General features: G+C 38.3%; 26 protein-coding genes and 1 pseudogene. 21 read left to right on the top strand and 6 right to left on the bottom strand.

The genetic code is table 11. The annotated features are described in order from the left end of the window. From nlpD to napF, 17 genes and pseudogenes are all read left to right on the top strand, one after another. Window positions 1-1,212 carry a murein hydrolase activator NlpD gene (gene nlpD / locus QV04_RS01440; protein WP_065233107.1) on the top strand — a complete coding sequence of 404 codons (1,212 nt, stop codon included), beginning with the start codon at window positions 1-3 and terminating at the stop codon, window positions 1,210-1,212. 75 nt (window positions 1,213-1,287) lie between these two features. Continuing rightward, a complete protein-coding gene (gene mioC / locus QV04_RS01445; RefSeq protein WP_065231578.1) occupies window positions 1,288-1,734 on the top strand; it encodes an FMN-binding protein MioC in 447 nt (148 codons plus the stop codon). A 378-nt stretch (window positions 1,735-2,112) separates the two neighbouring features. Beyond that, window positions 2,113-4,002 (top strand): tRNA uridine-5-carboxymethylaminomethyl(34) synthesis enzyme MnmG, encoded by a 1,890-nt coding sequence (gene mnmG / locus QV04_RS01450; protein ID WP_065231577.1) that lies wholly within the window; start codon window positions 2,113-2,115, stop codon window positions 4,000-4,002. Window position 4,003: 1 nt separating this feature from the next. Continuing rightward, window positions 4,004-4,627, top strand: coding sequence for a 16S rRNA (guanine(527)-N(7))-methyltransferase RsmG (gene rsmG, locus QV04_RS01455; RefSeq protein ID WP_039136188.1), 624 nt, complete (start codon window positions 4,004-4,006; stop codon window positions 4,625-4,627). A 232-nt stretch (window positions 4,628-4,859) separates the two neighbouring features. After that, window positions 4,860-5,255, top strand: a complete 396-nt coding sequence (locus QV04_RS01460) for an ATP synthase subunit I (RefSeq protein ID WP_039172400.1) — start codon at window positions 4,860-4,862, stop codon at window positions 5,253-5,255. 26 nt (window positions 5,256-5,281) lie between these two features. Next, entirely contained in the window at window positions 5,282-6,091 is an 810-nt protein-coding gene (gene atpB, locus QV04_RS01465; RefSeq protein WP_013746003.1) for a F0F1 ATP synthase subunit A, read from the top strand. A 56-nt stretch (window positions 6,092-6,147) separates the two neighbouring features. Further along, window positions 6,148-6,402, top strand: a complete 255-nt coding sequence (gene atpE / locus QV04_RS01470) for a F0F1 ATP synthase subunit C (protein WP_013746002.1) — start codon at window positions 6,148-6,150, stop codon at window positions 6,400-6,402. Window positions 6,403-6,460: 58 nt separating this feature from the next. Continuing rightward, window positions 6,461-6,931 (top strand): F0F1 ATP synthase subunit B, encoded by a 471-nt coding sequence (atpF, locus tag QV04_RS01475; protein ID WP_013746001.1) that lies wholly within the window; start codon window positions 6,461-6,463, stop codon window positions 6,929-6,931. A gap of 12 nt (window positions 6,932-6,943) precedes the next feature. Then, the gene (gene atpH, locus QV04_RS01480; protein WP_065231576.1) at window positions 6,944-7,477 is read left to right on the top strand and encodes a F0F1 ATP synthase subunit delta; all 534 of its coding nucleotides are present in this window, start codon (window positions 6,944-6,946) and stop codon (window positions 7,475-7,477) included. Between the two features lie 12 nt (window positions 7,478-7,489). After that, entirely contained in the window at window positions 7,490-9,031 is a 1,542-nt protein-coding gene (gene atpA, locus QV04_RS01485) for a F0F1 ATP synthase subunit alpha (RefSeq protein ID WP_013745999.1), read from the top strand. A gap of 27 nt (window positions 9,032-9,058) precedes the next feature. After that, on the top strand, window positions 9,059-9,925 hold the full coding sequence (atpG, locus tag QV04_RS01490; RefSeq protein WP_013745998.1) for a F0F1 ATP synthase subunit gamma: 867 nt from the start codon (window positions 9,059-9,061) through the stop codon (window positions 9,923-9,925). 20 nt (window positions 9,926-9,945) lie between these two features. Next, a complete protein-coding gene (atpD, locus tag QV04_RS01495; RefSeq protein WP_013745997.1) occupies window positions 9,946-11,319 on the top strand; it encodes a F0F1 ATP synthase subunit beta in 1,374 nt (457 codons plus the stop codon). Between the two features lie 37 nt (window positions 11,320-11,356). Next, window positions 11,357-11,782 carry a F0F1 ATP synthase subunit epsilon gene (locus tag QV04_RS01500; RefSeq protein WP_013745996.1) on the top strand — a complete coding sequence of 142 codons (426 nt, stop codon included), beginning with the start codon at window positions 11,357-11,359 and terminating at the stop codon, window positions 11,780-11,782. 300 nt (window positions 11,783-12,082) lie between these two features. Next, complete coding sequence (locus QV04_RS01505; RefSeq protein ID WP_065231575.1) at window positions 12,083-12,820, top strand: acid phosphatase; 738 nt, start codon at window positions 12,083-12,085, stop codon at window positions 12,818-12,820. 192 nt (window positions 12,821-13,012) lie between these two features. Continuing rightward, window positions 13,013-13,102 (top strand): annotated as a pseudogene (locus tag QV04_RS11925) (dimethyl sulfoxide reductase); the annotation flags it as partial. A gap of 57 nt (window positions 13,103-13,159) precedes the next feature. Then, complete coding sequence (gene dmsD / locus QV04_RS01510) at window positions 13,160-13,768, top strand: Tat proofreading chaperone DmsD (RefSeq protein WP_082985553.1); 609 nt, start codon at window positions 13,160-13,162, stop codon at window positions 13,766-13,768. Continuing rightward, window positions 13,735-14,304 (top strand): ferredoxin-type protein NapF, encoded by a 570-nt coding sequence (gene napF / locus QV04_RS01515; protein ID WP_231924188.1) that lies wholly within the window; start codon window positions 13,735-13,737, stop codon window positions 14,302-14,304. Before dmsD ends, napF begins: the two co-directional genes overlap by 34 nt. A gap of 30 nt (window positions 14,305-14,334) precedes the next feature. Here the strand turns inward: napF and corA are convergent, their stop codons facing one another. The 4 genes from corA to ftsY form a co-directional block, all read right to left on the bottom strand. Then, window positions 14,335-15,282, bottom strand: a complete 948-nt coding sequence (gene corA / locus QV04_RS01520) for a magnesium/cobalt transporter CorA (protein ID WP_039136178.1) — start codon at window positions 15,280-15,282, stop codon at window positions 14,335-14,337. A gap of 280 nt (window positions 15,283-15,562) precedes the next feature. Continuing rightward, window positions 15,563-16,498 (bottom strand): permease-like cell division protein FtsX, encoded by a 936-nt coding sequence (gene ftsX / locus QV04_RS01525; RefSeq protein WP_065231574.1) that lies wholly within the window; start codon window positions 16,496-16,498, stop codon window positions 15,563-15,565. A 10-nt stretch (window positions 16,499-16,508) separates the two neighbouring features. Continuing rightward, a complete protein-coding gene (ftsE, locus tag QV04_RS01530; protein WP_018345464.1) occupies window positions 16,509-17,174 on the bottom strand; it encodes a cell division ATP-binding protein FtsE in 666 nt (221 codons plus the stop codon). Between the two features lie 9 nt (window positions 17,175-17,183). Continuing rightward, window positions 17,184-18,413 (bottom strand): signal recognition particle-docking protein FtsY, encoded by a 1,230-nt coding sequence (ftsY, locus tag QV04_RS01535; RefSeq protein ID WP_065231573.1) that lies wholly within the window; start codon window positions 18,411-18,413, stop codon window positions 17,184-17,186. Between the two features lie 125 nt (window positions 18,414-18,538). Here ftsY and rsmD point away from each other — a divergent pair, with 125 nt between their 5' ends. Together rsmD and QV04_RS01545 are read left to right on the top strand one after the other, a co-directional pair. After that, complete coding sequence (rsmD, locus tag QV04_RS01540; protein WP_231924847.1) at window positions 18,539-19,192, top strand: 16S rRNA (guanine(966)-N(2))-methyltransferase RsmD; 654 nt, start codon at window positions 18,539-18,541, stop codon at window positions 19,190-19,192. Then, window positions 19,137-20,126 (top strand): MDR family oxidoreductase, encoded by a 990-nt coding sequence (locus QV04_RS01545; protein WP_065233108.1) that lies wholly within the window; start codon window positions 19,137-19,139, stop codon window positions 20,124-20,126. The genes rsmD and QV04_RS01545 overlap by 56 nt, the downstream gene beginning before the upstream one ends. Here QV04_RS01545 and QV04_RS01550 read toward each other — a convergent pair. Then, on the bottom strand, window positions 20,123-21,187 hold the full coding sequence (locus QV04_RS01550) for a LacI family DNA-binding transcriptional regulator (RefSeq protein WP_231924848.1): 1,065 nt from the start codon (window positions 21,185-21,187) through the stop codon (window positions 20,123-20,125). The genes QV04_RS01545 and QV04_RS01550 overlap by 4 nt on opposite strands. A gap of 115 nt (window positions 21,188-21,302) precedes the next feature. Between QV04_RS01550 and QV04_RS11250 the strand changes: the two genes are divergently transcribed. Further along, window positions 21,303-21,455, top strand: coding sequence for a hypothetical protein (locus QV04_RS11250; protein WP_231924849.1), 153 nt, complete (start codon window positions 21,303-21,305; stop codon window positions 21,453-21,455). On the opposite strand, the gene QV04_RS01555 is transcribed toward QV04_RS11250, so the two are convergent. After that, on the bottom strand, window positions 21,422-21,817 hold the full coding sequence (locus QV04_RS01555) for a helix-turn-helix domain-containing protein (protein ID WP_039169045.1): 396 nt from the start codon (window positions 21,815-21,817) through the stop codon (window positions 21,422-21,424). The genes QV04_RS11250 and QV04_RS01555 overlap by 34 nt on opposite strands. Window positions 21,818-21,952: 135 nt before the next feature. Here QV04_RS01555 and QV04_RS01560 point away from each other — a divergent pair, with 135 nt between their 5' ends. Continuing rightward, on the top strand, window positions 21,953-22,432 hold the full coding sequence (locus tag QV04_RS01560) for a hypothetical protein (RefSeq protein ID WP_065233110.1): 480 nt from the start codon (window positions 21,953-21,955) through the stop codon (window positions 22,430-22,432). Window positions 22,433-22,471: the final 39 nt, after the last annotated feature.

Genomic DNA, 22,471 nt, shown 5'->3' on the forward strand with positions numbered 1-22,471 from the left:
ATGAAACAATCTTTTTTACTTATCCCCGTTGTTGCTGCCGTGCTCGCAGGTTGTAGCAGTAATAATTCTGCGCCTGTCGAAGATGTTGACGGTACATTAACACCGGGAATTATGCAGTCCGTCGGTAATAGTGCAAATTCCACCTGGGAACCACAGGTACAACAACAACAAATGCCTTCCGATATGATGGCGACACCGGCAGCACCGCAACCACAAGCTCAACCGGTTCAATCTCAGCCGGTACAAACTCAACCGACTTATCAACAACCACAACCTGTTGCAGCACCAACACCGGCACCTCAACCGGTAACAAAACCGGCTGCGAAAAAAGCGGTTTCTCAAGATTTTACTATTCCACGCAATCCTCAAACCAATGCGCCTGACTATAGCAAAATTGATAAAGGTTTCTATAAAGGCGACAGTTATACTGTACGTAAAGGCGATACAATGTTCTTAATTGCCTATATTTCCGGTATGGATGTGCGTGAATTGGCAGCATTAAACCATATTCCCGAACCTTATAAATTAAGTGTCGGTCAAAAATTACGTATTAGTAACAATGCGGCGGAAAGCAATGAAACTATTGCGACGACCACAACTACTGCATCAACTACAACAGCTGCTACCGCACCGACACAACCAGCCGTCACTTACACACCGGGTCCAAACGGTACAGCTTACGGCTCTGACGGCACAGTAATTGGTCCAATTAAATCTACTGCTGGTACAATGCCGACAACCAGCAACAATTCCGTCAATACCGTTCCGGTTGAACCGCAGCCAACTAACACCGTTAACCAAGCACCACGTAATATTGAGCCTGTTGCCGTTAATAACAGTAACATCACTTGGATTTGGCCGACAAAAGGCAATATTATTCAAGGCTTCTCCAACAGTGATGGCGGCAATAAAGGGATCGACATTGGAGGTTCTCGAGGTCAAGCCGTTTATGCTGCCGCACCTGGACGTGTTGTTTATGCTGGCAATGCATTGCGTGGCTACGGTAACTTGATCATTATTAAACACAATGATGATTATCTCAGTGCTTATGCCCACAATGAATCGATCTTAGTAAAAGATCAGCAACAGGTGACGGCGGGGCAACAGATCGCAAAAATGGGAAGTTCCGGAACCAATAGTGTTAAATTACACTTTGAGATTCGTTATAAAGGCAAATCGGTCAACCCAACCAATTACCTACCAAGAAACTAAAATGACAAACGGTATCGCAAAGATACCGTTTTTTATTGCAAAAAAATAGCGACGCTAACCTTAAGGAGTTTTTTAATGAAAAAAATCACAATTATCAGCGGCAGTACTTTAGGCGGTGCGGAGTATGTAGCTGAACATTTAGAAGACTGTTTACAGCAACAAGGTTTCAAAACCAATTTATTTCACGGCCCTGATGAGTTAAATCAAGTGATCGAGGATAAAAACTGGCTGATAGTCACTTCTACACACGGTGCTGGTGATTTACCCGATAATTTACAACCGCTTTTTGAACAGATTAATGAAGAAAATCCAGATCTTTCCGATCTGCGTTTTGCTGTGGTCGGTTTAGGAAACAGTGATTACGACACTTTCTGTTTTGCAGTAGATCGGGTTGAAACCGAGCTTACTCAATGTCACGCTGTAAAGATCTGTCCTTCACTGAGAATTGATATGTCAGTTTGTGCTGATCCGGAAACTGAAGCTGAGCAATGGCTACCAAATTTACTCAGTCGTCTTTCCTGATCTGTTATGATCTCCTGTGGATAAACTGATGAATTTCCATTATATAAACTGTTTTATTGCTGAATATAATTTTATAAATTAGATCACCTGTGGAAAAAAAAGCACTTTATCCACAAAAAAGATCATACTTTCGCTAGTGATCTTCACAGTTTCATAAGGATCTTAACTCATTAAGATCTTTATGAAAAACAAACTTTCTCACAAGGATCTAAGGCACTAATAATAACAATAATAAAAAGATCTCTATATAAAGATCTATTTTATTATTAGCGATCCTGTTCGTGATCCTAAAAAATTAATTTTTAACAGATCCTCAAAATTCAGTTAAAATAGCCGAATTTTCTTATCACAATTCAATTTTCAAATTTTAGGTTTTTTATGCTTTATCTAAATCAATATGATGTCATTGTTGTCGGTGGCGGTCACGCCGGTACAGAAGCGGCTCTCGCCCCGGCAAGAATGGGTCTAAAAACATTATTAATCACACATAATATAGATACATTAGGTCAGATGTCTTGTAATCCAGCAATTGGTGGTATCGGTAAAGGACATCTCGTTAAAGAGATCGATGCTTTAGGCGGTTTAATGGCTCACGCAACCGACCAAGCCGGAATTCAGTTCAGAACATTAAACAGCAGCAAAGGGCCGGCAGTAAGAGCAACCAGAGCACAAGCAGATCGTGTTTTATATCGTCAGGCGGTTAGAACTGCTTTAGAACGGCAGCCTAATTTAGATCTTTTTCAACAAGAAGTAACTGATATTCTTATTGAAAATGGTCACGTAAGCGGTGTTAATACCAAAATGGGATTAACATTTAAGGCTAAAGCAGTGGTATTAACAGCAGGTACTTTCTTAGCAGGTAAAATTCACATTGGTCTTGATCATTATGAAGGTGGACGAGCCGGAGATCCTGCATCGGTTCGTTTAGCAGAACGTCTTCGTGATCTTGATCTGCGCGTAGCTAGATTAAAAACTGGTACTCCACCGCGTCTTGATGCAAGAACTATCGATTTTTCCGTGCTAAAACAGCAACACGGTGATGAGATTTTGCCGGTATTTTCCTATATGGGAAGTGTTGATGAACATCCACAACAAGTGCCTTGCTACATTACTCATACTAATCTTAAAACACACGATATTATTCGTGCTAATTTAGATCGTAGTCCAATGTACACAGGGATCATTGAAGGGGTTGGTCCACGGTATTGCCCTTCGATAGAAGATAAAGTAATGCGGTTCGGTGATCGAAATGGACATCAGATCTTTTTAGAACCAGAAGGATTAACTAGCAATGAGATCTATCCAAACGGCATTTCTACCAGTCTACCGTTTGATGTGCAAATGGGCATCGTTAACTCAATGCAAGGTTTGGAAAATGCTCGAATTGTTAAACCGGGCTATGCGATTGAATATGATTTCTTTGATCCGAGAGATCTGAAACCTTCTTTAGAAACGAAAGCGATCAACGGTTTGTTCTTTGCTGGACAGATCAATGGTACCACAGGTTATGAAGAAGCGGCAGCACAAGGTATTCTTGCGGGATTGAATGCCGGTTTACACGTACAAGACAAAGAGGCGTGGTATCCGCGTCGTGATCAAGCATATATCGGTGTATTGGTTGATGATCTCTGCACATTAGGTACGAAAGAACCATATCGTGTCTTTACTTCGCGTGCGGAATATCGTTTATTGTTACGTGAAGATAATGCCGATTTGCGTTTAACTTCTATTGGACGTGAGCTTGGTTTAATTGATGATGCACGTTGGGCTAGATTTAATCAGAAATTAGAAAATATTGAGCTGGAACGTCAACGTTTAAGACAAATTTGGATTCATCCTCGTTCTGAATATTTGGATGAGGTCAATGCTGTGTCGAATTCTCCGTTAATACGTGAAGCGAACGGAGAGGATCTGCTACGCCGTCCGGAGATAGATTATGAAAAATTATGTCAATTAACCCCTTTCCAACCGGCAATGCAAGATAAAGAGGCAGTGGAACAGGTTGAGATCTCAATTAAATATCAAGGTTATATTGAGCATCAAAAAGAAGAGATAGAACGACATAAACGCCACGAAAATACTTTAATTCCTTCTGAATTTGATTATTCCGCTGTTGTTGGCTTATCTAATGAAGTGAGATCTAAATTAGAACAGCATCGACCTGTTTCTATTGGACAGGCTTCGCGTATTTCCGGCATTACCCCAGCAGCAATTTCAATTTTATTAGTTTATTTGAAAAAGCAAGGAATGTTGAAACGTGGTGAGTAAGATGTTATTGGAAAAACTGACTCAATTATTGTCAATTGCCGATATTTCCTTGACCGATCAGCAAAAGTCTCAATTAGTGAAATTAGTGGAGCTTTTGCATAAGTGGAATAAGGCATATAACCTTACTTCGGTACGTGATCCGCAAGAGATGTTAATAAAACATATTTTAGATAGTTTAGTGGTAAGCCCTTATTTGGTTGGAAGACGTTTTATTGATGTTGGTACTGGACCGGGATTGCCTGGTTTACCGTTGGCGATTGCTAATCCGAATAAAAAGTTCTATCTGTTGGATAGTTTAGGTAAACGCATCAGTTTTATTCGTAATGCAGTGAGAGAATTGGAGCTGACTAATGTTGAACCTGTTTTAAGTCGTGTTGAGGAGTATCAACCGGAGCAAAAGTTTGATGGCGTATTAAGTCGTGCTTTTGCTTCTTTATCTGATATGACGCAATGGTGTCAGCATTTACTGAATGAAAATGGTTTTTTTTATGCGTTAAAAGGTCAATATCAAACAGAAGAAGTCAAAATGCTAAATAATCGTTTTCAAGTGATTGATGTTGTTACGTTAGCTGTGCCAGAATTAGTGGGAGAAAGGCATTTAGTAAAAATAAAAATTGTAGCATAATTTTAACAAAAAGAGATTTTATGCAAAAAGGAAATCAAAAAGTTAAAATTTTTATTAAAAATGTTAACTATGTAACACTTTTATAGTATTAAATCGATTGCATAAAATCATAGTCCTCGTATAATTGAGTGGTGCATAAACGGGATAATTCCTTCAATTCAGAGCAATTCATAGAGTAACAATTTGTGTTTTGTTTTGTTTTGTGAATTGAAATATGGATAGAATCTGAACAATGTCTTTTTGGATTAATCATACAAAAACGCTCTATAAAAAAATATTTTTAACGATGGCAATGATTATTGCCGTCGTTTTTATTGGGATGTATTTTTTTAAACCGGATTATGCCTTTTCTTATTTAATCGGCGCTTTAATTGGTTGGATTCCTCAAATTCTATTTGTTGGTTTTCTGATTTTTAAAGGATTAAAAACAGCGCAAATAAATAAGGCTAAAGTGTTATACCAAGCTGAAATTTTTAAAATTTGTATAACTATTTTGTTTTTCGTGATGTTGTTTGTCTTTGATAAAACAGTGTCACCATTAGGATTATTCGGTGGTTACTTGGGAGTAATCTTTTTGAATAATTTCTTGTTATTTCGTTTAAGAAATAGTAACAAGGTAATAAACTAGCATCTTAACAATCAGTAGGAACAAATATGTCTGCAGAAGGTTCATCTCTTACTTCTATGGAATATATTAACCACCACTTAGGCAACCTTAAAGCTGGTGAGGGTTTTTGGTCATTCCATTTCGATACTCTTTTATTTTCTATTATTTGCGGTGTTGCTTTTTTGTATCTGTTCTATCGTGTAGCACAAAAAGTAACAACCGGTAAACCAACAAAACTACAAGCAGCGGTTGAGATTTTGGTTGAGTGGATCAACGGCGTTGTGACCGAAAACTTCCACGGCAGTCGTAATGTTGTTGCACCGTTAGCATTAAGTATTTTTGTTTGGGTATTTTTGATGAATACCATCGACCTTATTCCGGTCGATTATCTGCCGAAACTGGCTGCTATTTTGTCCGGCAATGATGAAATTCATTTACGTGCAGTGCCAACCACCGATATGAACCTCACTTTCTCATTGGCTTTGGGTGTGTTTGTACTGATTATTTTCTACACCGTGAAATCTAAAGGGGTAAGCGGATTTGTTAAAGAATATACAATGCATCCGTTTAATCATTGGGCATTGATTCCTGTTAACCTTATTCTTGAATCTGTAACCTTACTTTCTAAACCAGTATCTTTATCACTCCGTCTTTTCGGTAATATGTATGCGGGTGAATTGATCTTCATTTTGATTGCTGTGATGTATTCCGCCAATATGGTTGTTGCCACAATGGGTATTCCATTGCAGATTATTTGGGCAATCTTCCACATTTTGGTCGTTACATTACAAGCATTTATCTTTATGATGCTTACCGTGGTTTATTTAAGTATTGCTTACAATAAATCGGAACATTAATTGATTTTTTTAACCTCAGCATTTTGCTGTTATCTTTAACCAAACTGGAGAAAAATATGGAAACTGTAATTAGTGCAACAATTATCGCTGCATCTATCATGTTCGCTTTTGCTGCTTTAGGTACCGCTATTGGTTTCGGTATCTTAGGTGGTAAATACTTGGAATCAGCTGCTCGTCAACCAGAGTTAGCAAACTCTTTATTGACAAAAATGTTTATCGTTGCTGGTTTGCTTGATGCGATTGCGATGATTGCAGTAGGTATCGGTTTATACTTTGCGTTTGCAAACCCATTCGTTTCATTGTTAGGTTAATACATAACGGGTTACTCTTTAATAGAGTAAATCAACCAACTTCAATAGGAGGTCCGTTGTGAATATCAACGCAACATTAATTGGACAAACAATAGCTTTTATCATCTTTGTATGGTTTTGCGTGAAATATGTTTGGCCACCGATTATTAAAGCTATCGAAGAGCGTCAATCACAAATTGCAAATGCGTTGGCTGCGGCTGAAGTAGCGAAAAAAGAACAAGCGGATACACAGGCACTGATTGAAAAAGAAGTGAATGCGGCAAAAACACAGGCTCAATCTATTATTGATGCTGCGAATCGTCGCCGTAATGAAATTTTAGCTGAAGTTCAAAATGAAGCAGAAACTTTGAAAGCGAAAATCGTGGAACAAGGTTATGCTCAAATTGAAGCTGAACGTAAACGTGTTCAGGAAGAGTTACGAGCTAAAGTGGCTTCTTTAGCGGTAGCCGGTGCTGAAAAAATTGTTGCCCGCAATGTCGATGAAGCCGCTAATAACGACATTATCGATAAACTCGTGGCTGAGTTATAAGGAAGGTAAGCTATGTCAGAATTTACTACAGTAGCTCGTCCTTATGCGAAAGCGGCTTTTGATTTTGCGATTGAACACGATCAATTAGCTCAGTGGCAAACAATGTTAGGTTTTGCGGCAGCTGTAGTTACTGATGATAGAATGCAAAATTTATTAGTCAGCGATTTATCAGCAAACAAAATTGCCGATATAGTGATTAAATTTTGCGGTGATCAGTTGGATAAATACGGTGAAAACTTTATCCGTATTATGGCTGAAAATAAACGTCTACAAGTTTTGCCGGCCGTGTTGGCACAGTTTAAAGAGTATGTGGATGACTATAAGTCAATCACAGAAGTTTATGTTACCTCCGCTTTTCCATTAAGTGATAAGCAACAAAAGAATATTATTGCTGCGATGGAAAAAAGGCTTGCTCGTAAAGTTAAATTAAATTGCAATGTGGACAGTACTTTAATTGCGGGAGCAGTTATTCGTACCGATGAGTTTGTCATTGATGGAAGTAGTCGTGGTCAAATTGCTCGTTTAGCTAATGAGTTGCAATTGTAAGAGGAAAAAAAGATGCAACTAAATTCTACAGAAATTAGTGAACTGATTAAAAAACGTATTGCCCAGTTTGAAGTCGTTAGCGAAGCACGCAATACTGGTACAATCGTTTCCGTGAGTGATGGAATTATCCGCATTCATGGTTTAACAGAAGTAATGCAAGGGGAAATGATTGCATTACCTGATAATCGTTATGCTATTGCACTGAACTTGGAAAGAGATTCAGTTGGTGCGGTAGTAATGGGGCCTTATGCCGACTTGGCTGAAGGTATGGAAGTACAATGTACCGGTCGTATTTTGGAAGTGCCGGTCGGTCGTGGTTTATTAGGCCGTGTGGTTAATACATTAGGTCAGCCGATCGATGGTAAAGGTGAGATTGAAAACGATGGTTTCTCTCCGGTTGAAGTGATTGCGCCGGGCGTTATTGATCGTCAATCTGTTGATCAGCCGGTGCAAACCGGTTATAAAGCGGTCGACTCAATGATTCCAATCGGTCGTGGTCAACGTGAGTTAATTATCGGTGACCGTCAAACCGGTAAAACCGCATTGGCGATTGATGCAATCATCAATCAACGTGATTCAGGCATCAAATGTGTTTATGTCGCTATCGGACAAAAAGCATCAACAATTGCCAACGTCGTACGTAAATTAGAAGAATATGGTGCGTTGGATAACACTATTGTTGTGGTGGCTTCAGCGGCAGAATCTGCGGCTTTACAATATCTTGCACCATATGCTGGTTGTGCAATGGGTGAATATTTCCGTAACCGTGGTGAAGATGCATTAATCGTTTATGATGATTTATCAAAACAAGCTGTAGCATATCGTCAAATTTCATTGTTATTACGTCGTCCACCTGGACGTGAAGCCTTCCCTGGTGACGTTTTCTATCTACACTCTCGTTTATTAGAGCGTGCGGCTCGCGTTAATGCCGAATTCGTAGAACGTTTCACTAACGGTGAAGTTAAAGGTAAAACAGGTTCATTAACTGCATTGCCTATTATTGAAACTCAAGCAGGTGATGTTTCAGCATTCGTTCCGACTAACGTAATTTCTATTACCGATGGTCAGATCTTCCTTGAAACCAACTTATTTAACTCCGGTATTCGTCCAGCGGTTAACCCGGGTATTTCCGTTTCTCGTGTTGGTGGTGCTGCTCAAACTAAAGCAATGAAGAAATTGTCAGGCGGTATTCGTACTGCATTGGCTCAATATCGTGAATTGGCAGCGTTTGCGCAATTTGCTTCCGACTTGGATGATGCAACCCGTAAACAACTTTCTCACGGACAGAAAGTTACCGAATTGTTGAAACAAAAACAATATTCACCGATGACTGTGGCACAACAATCTTTAGTCTTGTTTGCTGTTGAATTCGGTTATTTGGATGATGTTGAGTTAGACCGTATTGGTTCATTTGAATCTGCATTATTGGAATATGCACAAAATAATTATGCAGAATTTATGCAAGAATTGACCAAAACCGGTAAATATGATGATGCAGTAAAAGATACCTTAAAGGCAATTTTAGACTCATTTAAACAAAACGGTGCTTGGTAATTACTATAGACGTAACGGAGAGATGAAATGGCAGGTGCGAAAGAGATAAGAACCAAAATCGCCAGTGTACAGAGTACACAGAAAATTACTAAGGCGATGGAAATGGTTGCTGCCTCCAAAATGCGTAAAACGCAAGAACGCATGTCTTCTTCACGTCCGTATTCTGACACAATACGTTACGTAATTAGCCATGTATCAAAAGGTAGCATTGGATATAAACACCCTTTCTTGGTTGAAAGAGAAATTAAGAATGTTGGTTACATTATCGTTTCAACGGATCGTGGATTATGTGGCGGTTTAAATATTAATTTGTTTAAACGTGCTATGAATGAAATGAAAGCGTTCAATGATAAGGGTGTCGGTGTTCAGCTAAGTTTGATCGGTGCTAAAGGAATTAATTTCTTCCAATCTTTGGGAATTGCGAAAGTGATTTCTCAAACTTCAGGGATTGGTGATACCCCTTCTGTGGAAGAGTTGATTGGTACTGTTAATACGATGGTGGATGCTTATAGAAACGGTGAGGTTGATGCGGTTTATCTCGTATTTAATAAATTTATTAATACAATGTCGCAAAAACCGACCCTTGAAAGATTATTGCCTTTACCTTCAATGGAAAACGATCGTTTACAAAAAGGTATTTGGGATTATATCTATGAGCCAGATCCGAAAGTATTGCTTGATAGTTTATTGATTCGTTATATCGAATCTCAAGTGTATCAGGCAGCAGTAGAAAACTTAGCATCTGAGCAAGCGGCGAGAATGGTTGCAATGAAAGCTGCAACAGACAATGCGGGTAATTTGATTAACGAATTACAACTTGTTTATAACAAAGCTCGTCAAGCAAGCATCACAAATGAATTAAATGAAATTGTCGCTGGTGCGGCTGCAATTTAAAGTAGATTAGAGGAATGATAATGGCAACTGGAAAAATTGTACAAATCATCGGTGCCGTCATTGACGTTGAGTTTCCACAAGATGCTGTGCCAAAAGTGTATGAAGCATTAAACGTTGAAACCGGTCTTGTGCTTGAAGTGCAACAACAATTAGGTGGTGGTGTTGTTCGTTGTATCGCAATGGGATCTTCAGACGGATTAAAACGTGGCTTGTCTGTAACTAATACAGGCAGCCCAATTTCTGTACCGGTCGGAACAGAAACATTAGGTCGTATTATGAATGTACTTGGTGAGCCAATTGATGAACGTGGTCCTATCGGCGAAAAAGCTCGTTGGTCAATTCACCGTGCTGCACCAAGTTACGAAGAGCAAGCAAACAGTACAGAATTGTTGGAAACCGGTATCAAAGTTATCGACTTGGTTTGCCCGTTTGCGAAAGGGGGTAAAGTTGGTTTGTTCGGTGGTGCGGGTGTAGGTAAAACCGTTAATATGATGGAACTTATCCGTAATATTGCGATTGAACACTCAGGTTATTCTGTATTCGCGGGGGTAGGTGAGCGTACTCGTGAAGGTAATGACTTCTATCACGAAATGCAGGAATCCAACGTTTTGGATAAAGTATCACTTGTTTACGGACAAATGAATGAGCCACCGGGTAACCGTTTACGTGTTGCGTTAACCGGTTTGACGATGGCTGAAAAATTCCGTGATGAAGGTCGTGATGTGTTGTTCTTCGTCGATAATATTTATCGTTATACCCTTGCAGGTACAGAGGTATCAGCATTGTTAGGTCGTATGCCGTCAGCGGTAGGTTATCAACCTACTCTTGCGGAAGAAATGGGGGTTTTACAAGAACGTATTACTTCAACTAAAACCGGATCAATCACTTCCGTACAAGCGGTTTACGTTCCGGCGGATGACTTGACTGACCCATCTCCGGCAACAACCTTTGCTCACTTGGATTCAACCGTTGTATTAAGCCGTCAAATCGCTTCACTCGGTATTTATCCTGCGGTAGATCCGCTTGATTCAACTTCACGTCAATTAGATCCGCAAGTTGTTGGACAGGAACATTATGATGTTGCCCGTGGCGTACAGGGTATCTTACAACGTTATAAAGAATTGAAAGATATTATCGCAATTCTTGGTATGGACGAATTGTCTGAAGAAGATAAATTAGTGGTGGCTCGTGCACGTAAAATTGAACGTTTCTTATCACAGCCGTTCTTCGTTGCTGAAGTATTTACCGGTTCACCGGGTAAATATGTGCCATTAAAAGAAACAATTCGCGGCTTTAAAGGTATTTTAAACGGAGAATATGACCATATTCCTGAACAGGCGTTCTATATGGTTGGTTCTATCGATGAAGTATTAGAAAAAGCGAAAAAAATGTAATTGCTCCTAAGGCAAACAATCGCTAAGGAGATAACTAATGGCAACGTTTAACTTAACAGTTGTAAGTGCGGAAGAAAAAATATTTTCAGGTGTTGTTGAAAGTATTCAGGTTACAGGGAGTGAAGGTGAGTTAGGTATTCTCGCCGGGCATACTCCGTTATTAACTTCGATTAAACCTGGCATCGTAAAAGTGATGAAAGAAGGTAAAGAAGAAGTTATTTATGTATCCGGTGGCTTTCTTGAAGTGCAACCAGGAAATGTGATTGTATTGGCGGACACTGCGATTCGAGGAGAAGAGCTTGATAAAGAACGTATCCTTGCAGCGAAACGCCGTGCAGAAGAAAATATTCGCAGTGCGCATAAGGATGGTAATTATGAGCTTATGGCTTCTAAACTTTCCAGAGAACTTGCGAAATTGCGTGCTTATGAACTTACAGAAAAATTAGTCAAAAATAAACGCTAATTCTTAATATTGAAAAAACCGGTTATAGCGATATAGCCGGTTTTTTGTTTTTATAAGGCATTAAAAATGTGATCCGGTTAACATTATTAAAATAATTGGTATCGTTCCCATTGAATAAATTTGAGTGAGTTTTATGATGTGATTAACAACACATTAATGATTAAAATCTTCTAGTTACGGTTGAGAAGAGTGTTTGATTTGGCAGAAGGAAAATTCTTCCACAGCGAGCTGATTCATAGACAATATTTTATGTGTTGCATTGTGAAATTATATGTTTGTTATATTTATGGGGATTAAAAAATGAAAAAACTTTCATTAATTGCATTACTGCTTTCAGTATCTACACTTTCTTTTGCACAGGATAATGATGTTACTACTAAGCCTGATTTGTACTTTCTCAAAAGTAGCGAAGTCATTGATAGCTTTAAACTTTTACCACCGCCACCTGCGGTCGACAGTGTTCTGTTTTTAAACGATAAAGCACAATATGAGAAAGGAAAATTACTAAGAAACACCGAAAGAGGAAAACAGGCTTATAAAGATGCTTATGTTGCGGCTGACGGTGTGCCACAAGCATTTTCAGAAGCGTTTGGTTTAGAAATTTCTCAACAAAAAACCCCTGAAATTTATAAATTACTACAAAATTTTAGAGAAGATGCCGGCGATCTCTCAACAAGAGCAGCAAAGAAAGGCTATATGAGAATTCGTCCGTTTGCCTTCTTTAAAGAAGGTACTTGTCGACCTGATGATGAGAAAACCTTATCAACAAACGGTTCTTATCCTTCCGGTCATACAGCCATCGGTTGGGCAACCGCTTTAGTTTTAACTGAAATTAATCCGGCGCGTCAAAATGAAATTATCAAACGTGGTTATGAAATGGGACAAAGCAGAGTGATTTGCGGTTATCACTGGCAGAGCGATGTTGATGCGGCAAGAGTGGTAGCGAGTGCAGTAGTGGCAACATTGCATACGAAACCGGCATTTCTACAACAGTTAGAAAAAGCAAAACAGGAATTTAATAAACTTTCTAATAAATAATCTTTGAATAGCGATAACAACCGGCTATAGCGATATAGCCGGTTTTTTGTTGGCAATAATTTTCATTAATTATAATTAGTTGATATATATTATCTTTTTTATCTTGGAGCAGAAAACACTCCATATAATAGCATCTCCTAAGGGTCATATAAAATAAGTTTATTTTGTAAAAGTAATCATAGAGCCGGATTGCTATTCGCGGTATTATTAGTTTTCGGTGGAGAAGTGTTAGGTCGCATCATTTTTTATGGACTGCATATGACAGGAGGTATGGCAGTTTGATGTTAATGATGGCTATGCCTAATGATTTAGGCGTAGTTCCTTTCTGTGGGAGACACAATGATGGAACGAGAAAAGTTTTTAGAATGGGTAAAAACAAGTGGTTATTGGATGGGAATGTTATTATATTTTGAACCAAGACACTCTGTTTTAAAGCCTATTCTAGATGCATTGGATCATATGGATTGGCAAGGAGATTGGTTTCCAGCACTCAAAAATGAGGATGAAATTGTGGCGTTGTTACGCCAACGTGATAATTTGCCGGAACAATTCCAAGCGCAATTTATTGGGCCTAATGCTTTACCGGCACCGCCTTGGAGTACAGTTTATTTGGATGAAGAGGCTGTCATCTTCGGCAAACCCTTAATAGATCTACGCAAATTTATGTTAAAAAATGACATCTGTTGTAATGTTGGCACTGAAGAACCGGAGGATCAGGTCGGCTTGATGTTAATGATGGCAGGTTATATCGCCAACAGTAATCCGAAAATTCTGGATGAATATTTAGCGAAGTATCTGTTTACTTGGGTGTGGCGTTATTTAAGCTTACTCACTAAACAAACAGAATCGCCTTTTTATCGTGGAATCGGATTAATTGCGGAACAGACTTTATCGTTATGGCAGATGAACATTAAATGCTCTGTTCCAAAATTACCACTCTATTTTTAGCAATGATGACAACAAAAGACGAACGTTATTATTCGGCATATTTGTCACATCATAATATTTCAAGACGAGGGCTTTTTCGTCTGTTTAAACAATCACCGCAACAACAATCGTTGCGGCGATTACAAAATCGCCCACCGTTTGCTGCAAAAGAGTCGCTGTTTACCGCTTTTTGTGATGGTTGTGGTAAATGTGCGCAAGTTTGCCCATATGGGTTAATCCAAATTGAACAACAAAAAGCGACTTTAGCGATAACTTATACTGCCTGTGATTTTTGTGGACTCTGTGCACAGGTTTGTTCAACAAAAGCATTACATCCGACATTCAATGCAGACACTGAATTAAGACCATATTTCTTAACGGAATGTTTACAACAACAGGGACAAGCGTGTGATAGTTGTATACAAAGCTGCTCGACAAAAGCGATCCGACTTGATAGTAATAAACAACTTATGGTTGATTTATCGCACTGTAATGGCTGCGGCGAATGTAAAGTCAGCTGTTTTATGAGTGCGATAGATTTGACATTAATGGAATGAAAAATGCAGTATCGGAATACTGCATTTTTCTTACAACCACCCTTTTCGTTTGAAATAAAGGAATGGGAATAAGGCGGCGAGAGCCATTAAAACTAAGGCGAATGGGTATCCGAATTTCCAAGTTAATTCCGGCATATTAGCAAAGTTCATACCGTAAGTGGAAGAAACCAATGTTGGCGGTAGGAAAATCAAGGATGCCACAGAGAAGATCTTCATAATTCTGTTCTGTTCGATATTCATAAAACCCATTGCCGCCTGCATTAAGAAGTTCACTTTTTGGAATAAAGATTCGTTATGAGGTTGTAGTGATTCAATATCTCGTAATACTTCACGTGCTTGTTCTAACTGGCTAGCTGGTAAGCGAGTTTTTCGCACTAAGAAACTTAATGCCCGTTGTGTATCCATCAAACATAAACGCACTTTTGAGCTTACGTCTTCTTGTTCAGTAAGAGTAGATAGTGCTTGATCAAAGGCTTCACCTTGTTTCCCTTCAAGAATAATACGGCTTAATTTTTCTAAATCAGCATAAACAGTTTCTATAACATCGGCCAACTGTTCAATTTTAGTTTCAAATAAGTCAAGTAGTAATTCATAAGCATTGCATTCGAGTAAACGTTGAGTTCTGGAACGCATACGATAAAGGCGGAAAGCCGGCAATTCACGGTCTCTTAATGAGAACAAACGTCCGTCGCGTAAGGTAAAAGCAACGGTGGCTATATCGGCGTAATCATCTTCATCTTCACAATAAAAGAAAGAGTGTAAATGTAATCCGTCTTCATCTTCAAAGAAACGTGCGGATGCCTCAATGTCTTCCAATTCAAGATAAGAAGCTAAGCTTTGACCTAGTCCTTTTTGTAGCATCTCACGTTCTTCGGCTGTTGGTTCTAATAAATCAATCCAAATTGCATCATTTAATGCATCGCTGTTTTCATCAATTCGCACTAAACGTGCGTCATCTAAGGCAAATGCTCCAATCATCTGTTCTTACTCCCTAAGTTGGGTTTTGAACAACGCAATGAACAAAATAAAAAAGATTCCAGTTTATTTAATATAATGGGAAGTTTGATACTTACCGACTTTTCGCCGATAAGCAAAAGAGGCTATGAGGCGAAAAGATTAGTTGTAATAGTAAAACCAGTATCGACTGTGACTGTCCAAAGTGTTTGTCCTCATAGAAAAAATATCGGGCGGAATGTTACTCTTGTCAAATGAAATAGTCAAGTTTCACTATTAATGAAACTTGACTTTACTTTAAAGATTAATTTTTCTTTTCAAAATCATTGATATGCTTGTTGGCTGAAATCCAGGCTGCTGTATAGCCAATAGCAGAACAGATAATAGTCATAAGAAGTATTTCTGAAATAGCTAAGCCATTTAAGGCAATTTTTATAGCAAAAATATCAGCAACATAACCAACAGCAGTAGAGAAATAGCTGATTAATAAAAAACTGAAAATAGTAGCTAGAATACTGCCTAACATACCATAAATAATGCCGGTGCAAAGAAATGGTCGAAGAATGAAGTGATTAGTAGCACCAAGCAGTTTCATTACTTCAATATTAGTGCGGCTGCTATAAACATCGGAACGTACACTATTTCCAATAACTAAAAATACTGCCAAGCTCATTAAAAAACTGCAAATAGTGGCAATTTTTGCGATTAAATAGGAGATTGCTCCTAATTTTTCTATCCAGCCGTCATCTAAACGTACTTCCTGTACGCCTTTGACTTTCGCTAGTTCTGTGCGTAATTCCATCATTTTATCGCTGCTTTTATATTCATTTGTTGGTTTTATCATCACTACAGCTGGTAAAGGATTGTCATCTAAAAGCGATAATTCTTCATTAAAGCCTGACCATTGGCGGAAATCTTCGAGACTCTTTTGGCGAGAGATATAATTGAGAGAATCAACACCTTGTTGCGCTCTGAGTGACTCAACAACGCGTTCTGTATCCTGTTCACTCAAATTCTTATTCAGATATACTGCCAATTCTGATTCTGGATAGAAGTTATCGATAGTATATTCCACATTTTTCCATAATAAATAAGTCATTACTGGAATAGTTAATGAAACGGCGATCACAATAACGGTTAATAAAGTACCAAGTTTTCTTTTTAATAGTTCACGAAATACCATTTGGAAGACAATTTTGAATTGCAAGAATATGGAAGCGTTGAGATGACGTTGGTTCATAATAATCCCATTAACAAATAAACTGTTTTAAATGCCCTTGTTCTAAAACAATGGTCGGTTTTGGATTCTGTGCGATGATATTGACATCGTGCGTGGCAATAATCACCGTTACCCCCATACTGTTCAATTGCTCGAAAAGATGAAAAATATCCAATGAAAGCTCTTTATCCAGATTGCCGGTTGGTTCATCTGCCAATAAAAGTTGTGGGCGATTAACAATTGCTCGTGCAATATCGACTCGTTGCTGTTCACCACCAGAAAGTTGTTGCGGATAGTAATCAGCACGATGGAATAATCCTACACGATCTAGAGCCGCCGAAGCACGTCTTTTTACTTCATTAGGGTGCATTCCATTAATTACTAGTGGTAAACCGACATTATCTAACACTGTGTAATTAGTGAGTAGACGATAATCCTGATGTACCATTCCGATTTGGCGGCGTAAATAAGGCATTTCAGATGCAGGTAAACGGGTAATATCGTGATTGTTGAACCAAATATTACCGCCATTGGCACGTTCAATACCAAGGATCAGCTTCAATAAAGTGCTTTTCCCAGCACCGGAATGCCCAGTGATATAGGTCATACTGCCAACAGGTAAATGAAAACTGATTCCTTGTAAAGCGGGTTTGTTTCCGCCACTATAAACTTTACTCACATCTGAAAACCGAATCATAACTGTTCCTTAAGCCTCTTTATCTGATATAAACAGCGCTTCAATAAACTCTTCGCTATTAAATGGGCGTAAATCATCAATTTTTTCACCCACTCCAATATAACGAATAGGTACATTAAATTGATCTGCTAGTGCAAAAATGACACCGCCTTTTGCTGTGCCGTCCAATTTAGTTAGTGTAATTCCTGTAATACCGACCGCTTCATTAAATAATTTCATCTGACTAATGGCGTTTTGACCGGTGCCGGCATCTAATGTCAGCATAATTTCGTGTGGTGCATTTTCATCATATTTTTTCATCACTCGCACAATTTTTCTTAGTTCATCCATTAGATTATTTTTATTTTGTAAACGACCTGCGGTGTCGGCAATCAGAATATCCACCCCTTTTGCAGTTGCAGATTGCATTGCATCAAATAATACTGAAGCGGAATCTGCACCGGTTGCTTGAGCGATAACAGGAATATGATTCCGCTCACCCCAAACTTGTAACTGTTCCACAGCTGCTGCTCTGAAAGTATCACCGGCAGCTAACATAACGGATTTACCTTGCTGCTGGAACTGTTTTGCTAATTTACCAATGGTTGTGGTTTTACCTACACCGTTTACACCGACCATCAGAATAACAAAAGGTTTTTTATCGGTTAGCACCAAAGGTTGTTCATTCGGTTTCAAAATAGTTGCTAATTCGACCTTTAATTGTTGATAGAGTAATTCCGCATCTTTTAACTGTTTACGACTGGCGTGTTCTGTTAGATTTTTAATAATTTTATTAGTGGTTGGCACGCCAATATCGGCAATTAACAACTGTTCTTCTAATTCTTCAAACAGATCATCATCAATTTTTTTACCTGAAAAGAGAGAGCGAAAACCGGCACCGATATTTTGTTTGGTTTTCACTAAGCCTTGTACTAAACGGCTGAAAAAGCCTTGTTTAGTTGGTTTTTCCTGTGTTCTAATTTTTGTAGGCTCAGGCTCAGGCTCAATTTGTTGTGGTGGAAGTGAAGAAGTTTGTTTTTCTTGCTGTTCTGTTGTTGCTATTTCTGTGTCGGTAAGTTGTGATTCAGCAATCGGCGTTTCAGTTTTCGGTGCTTCAGTTTGTGGATGCTGATCTGAAATAACATTATCTGCATTTTTATCAGTTTTTGTTTCCTGTTGTGTATTTTGTTGCGGTTGTTGAGATTTATTACGACCGAATAATGATGCCCAAAAGCCTTTTTTCTGTTTATTTTCCGACATATTTATTTCCAAATTAATATCAAATGATAATCTGCATAAGGTTATGCACAAAGTGAAAAGAATAGACTAAAATACCGTCTAGTTTATCATTTTAATGTTATTGATGTTTAGCATTTCTTTTATTTATGGCAAAAAACTTTTCAAAAATAGCACAATTGAGTAACAACAAGGGCGAAGTGAGAATTATCGGTGGATTATGGCGAGGGCGTAAATTGCCAGTATTGTTGTCCCAAGGGTTGCGTCCTACTTCAGATCGAGTGCGTGAAACACTGTTTAATTGGCTAATGCACGATATTGTTGGAGCGGATTGTTTAGATTGTTTTTCGGGTAGCGGTGCTTTGGGGCTTGAGGCGTTATCTCGTCAGGCAAATTCGGTAGTAATGTTGGAAAAATCGCCACAAGTGGCAAAACAGTTAAAGCAAAATTTACAACAGCTTAAAACACAGCAGGGCGAAGTGGTTTGTGCGGATACTTTGTCGTTTTTAGCAACGGCTGAAGCTAAAGATTTTAATATTGTTTTTATTGATCCGCCGTTTCATCAGAATCTGCTTTCAGAAACACTGTTATTATTAAATAATTATGGTTGGCTTGCGGAGGAAGCGTTGATCTACATTGAAACGGAAAAAAACTTAACGCCGACCGTACCGGAAAACTGGCAGTTGTTAAAAGAGAAATTTACACAGCAAGTTGCATATCGTTTATATCAGAAACAGGGGGTAAATTATGAAAGCATTGGTATTACGTCAAGCGGAAAATCAACCTTTTCAGGCAAAAATTGAAAATATCGATTCGGAATTTTTCCCAGAAGCACAACGGCAAGGCATTAAAATTAAAGTGCATTATTCAGCGTTGAATTATAAAGATGCATTGGCGTTATGTGGAACCGGTAGAATTATTAAACAGTATCCGTTTATTCCCGGTATTGATTTGGTCGGTAGTGTTGCCGAGAGTAATGATCCGGTATTTAAAGTAGGTGATTTAGTGTTGGTCACTGGTTTTGGTTATGGTGAATTGCAGTTCGGTGCGATGGCGGAGTATACCTATGTACAACCACAACATTTGTTGAAATTGCCGATAACGCTGACAGAATATAAAGCGATAGCATTAGGAACGGCAGGTTTTACTGCAATGTTGTGCGTGAATGCGTTGCAACAGGCAGAAATTACGCCTGACAAAGGGCAAATTATTGTGACCGGTGCAAGCGGCGGTGTTGGCTCAATTGCGGTCTATTTATTGCATAAATTAGGCTATTCAGTGGTTGCCGTTTCAGGAAATACGGATCGTTATCAACAACTTTTGGATTTCGGTGCAGAGAAAATTTATGATCGATCCCATTTTGCACAGCCAAGCCGTCCATTAGAAAAACAACAGTTTGCCGGCGTGATTGATACTGTCGGTGGCGATATTTTGGCAAATTTAATAAGTCGTGTGCAGTATCACGGTTGTGTTGCTTGCTGCGGTTTAGCACAAAGTTATCAACTACAAACCACAGTAATGCCGTTTATATTGCGTAATGTGAGATTGCAAGGAGTGGAGTCAGTCTATTTCCCTCTTGAAAAACGTACTGCTGTTTGGCAACAATTAGCACAATTGATAGGTGACGATTATTTACAAGGATTTACGCGTGAAATCCCTTTAGCTGATGCCCCTGATTATGCTAAAAAGATGCTCGATCATCAGTTATACGGTAGAACGATTGTGAGAGTAAGTTAAGTACTGTCTCTTATAATAAGTCGGCTGCGGACAAGGATACTATCCGGTTTATAAGCTATTTGTTGATTGAATAAGCGTCTTACAGTTCGCCCGGCTAGAATTCCCATTTCTTTATAAGGAATGGCTACAGTTGTTAATTTGGGATAACACACTTCGCTAACTTCTAAACCGCCTATGCTGCTTATTGTTGTTTCATAAGGAATATTAATATGACGACGATGAGCTTCAAATAGTGCGCCACAAGCCATTTCATCAGATAGGCAGATAAAAGCGTCAATTCGTCCCCAAAGTAAAAACGCCTCGTTGAACAGTTGCGCTCCAGTTTTGAAAGAGGCGTGATTAGCACCGTGTAGGACAAGGTGAGGGTTAATGGCGTATTGCAAACAAGCGCTATGCCAACTTTTCATATATTGTTGGAAAATAGAAAGTTGTTGATTGGCGCAAAGTAAACCTATTTCTTGTTTTCCTTTTTGTAATAAATGCGAAACCAATAGATGAATGACCTGTGATATATCAATGCCTATGTTGATACCTAAACTATCAGTTTTGTGTGCGCCAATGGATATGAGAGGCAAATTAAGACTTTTTAGTCGTTGTGCTTGATTGGCATCATATTCCATATTTAATAAAACAATAATTTCAGGGGAATATTGAATTGCTTCGTTGATCCAATCTTTGTCTTTTTCAGTAAGAAGAAACAGAAGTTGTACATTAGCGGTTTGTAATTCCCTCTGTAGCCCTTCTAGAATAAGTGTATTCTCAGTGGCAATTAATGATGTTGTAACAATTACGATATTATTGGAGTTGACACTTGCCAAATTTCTTGCTGCTACATTCGGAATGTAACCCATTTCCTGAATAGTCTGTTGAATTTTATCTCTTAACTCTTCAGAAACTAAATCTGGTTTATGAATTGCTCGGGAAACCGTCATTGCACCAACTCCCACTTTTTTGGCGATATCAGCTAAAGTTACTTTCCCTGTACTGCGGCGAGATTTATTACTTTTTTGTTCAGTCATAATGAGAGAAATAGAATCAAAATAATGGAGTAAGTATACCATTCTATTTTATCGAAAAAATAAAATGTTAGCGCTATCACAAAATTGAAATTTGGTGATTGATAGAAATCTAAAGCTCCACTAGACTGCAATTATGAAAAAATTTTAGGGAGAAAGTATGTTAGAACAATTTTTACCGAAAAAGCATTTGCAACGCATAGAAAAGGTGATCTCGTGGCAAGAAGCAGTGAAATTGTGTGCCATACCGTTGCTTAACGATAAAATTATCGAGCCACGTTATACCTGTTTTAATTGTGCTTTTAATAATTGAATAATTTCTTGCAATGACTGAATTTCTTTATCTTTTTGTTCAATAATCTGATCTTTATATTTGAGGGATAACTTAAGTTTTTCGTTTTCAAATGCCATTCCCTCATTTGCTCCATAATAATTCGAGCTTAATTGACTATTTTCGTTAATTAAAAAACAAATTTTTTTATCATTACTTAATAATTCGGAAATATCCACATCAAAAATCTGTGCAATTTTTTCTAATTTATCAAGGTGAAGCCGTGTTTCTCCACGTTCAATTTTGGCATAACCACTCGGCGATAAACTCATTTTTTCAGCCATTTCTTCTTGCGACCAATGATTCATTTCTCTCATTAATCTAATTTTTTCATTTATTGCCATAGCTTCTCCCAAAGTACGATTTTTGCACCAAAAGAGCAAGAAACTGTCTGTTTTTGCTCTCGTATCTCTATTTTTACATAGATAAAATTTATATCGGAAATTCGTTCTATTTTACATATTTACAGAGGTTTATCTATGAAAACTTTACTTAAAGTTGCATTTCTTTCTAGTGCATTAGCACTTACAGGTTGTGCCACAATTGTTAGCGATAGCAAATATCCTGTACTCATTAAATCAGAGCCTTCAGGTGCTGAATTTACGATTAAAAACGCAAAAGGAGAAATTATTTCTAACGGAATAACACCTAATACAGTAACTCTCAAAGCAGGCGATGGCTATTTCAAAAAAGCCCAATATACAATTACTTTCCGCAAAGGAAAATCTATTTCAACCGTTAATGTTACGCCAGAAATTGATGGCTGGTATATCGGTAATATATTATTTGGAGGCATAGTTGGATTACTCATTGTTGATCCAATTACAGGGGCAATGTATAAACTTCCACCAGAAGTTACTGGCACATTAAGTACCCAAAAAGAAAGAGCATTAAATATTATTGATATCAACACATTAACAGCAGAACAACGAGCTAAATTAGAACAAATCCATTTATAAAAACACACAAAAAAGCCACCGCACTTTTTGATCTGACCC

Source organism: Gallibacterium genomosp. 1 (assembly GCF_001678575.1).
In the GTDB taxonomy this organism is placed as follows: Bacteria; Pseudomonadota; Gammaproteobacteria; order Enterobacterales; family Pasteurellaceae; genus Gallibacterium.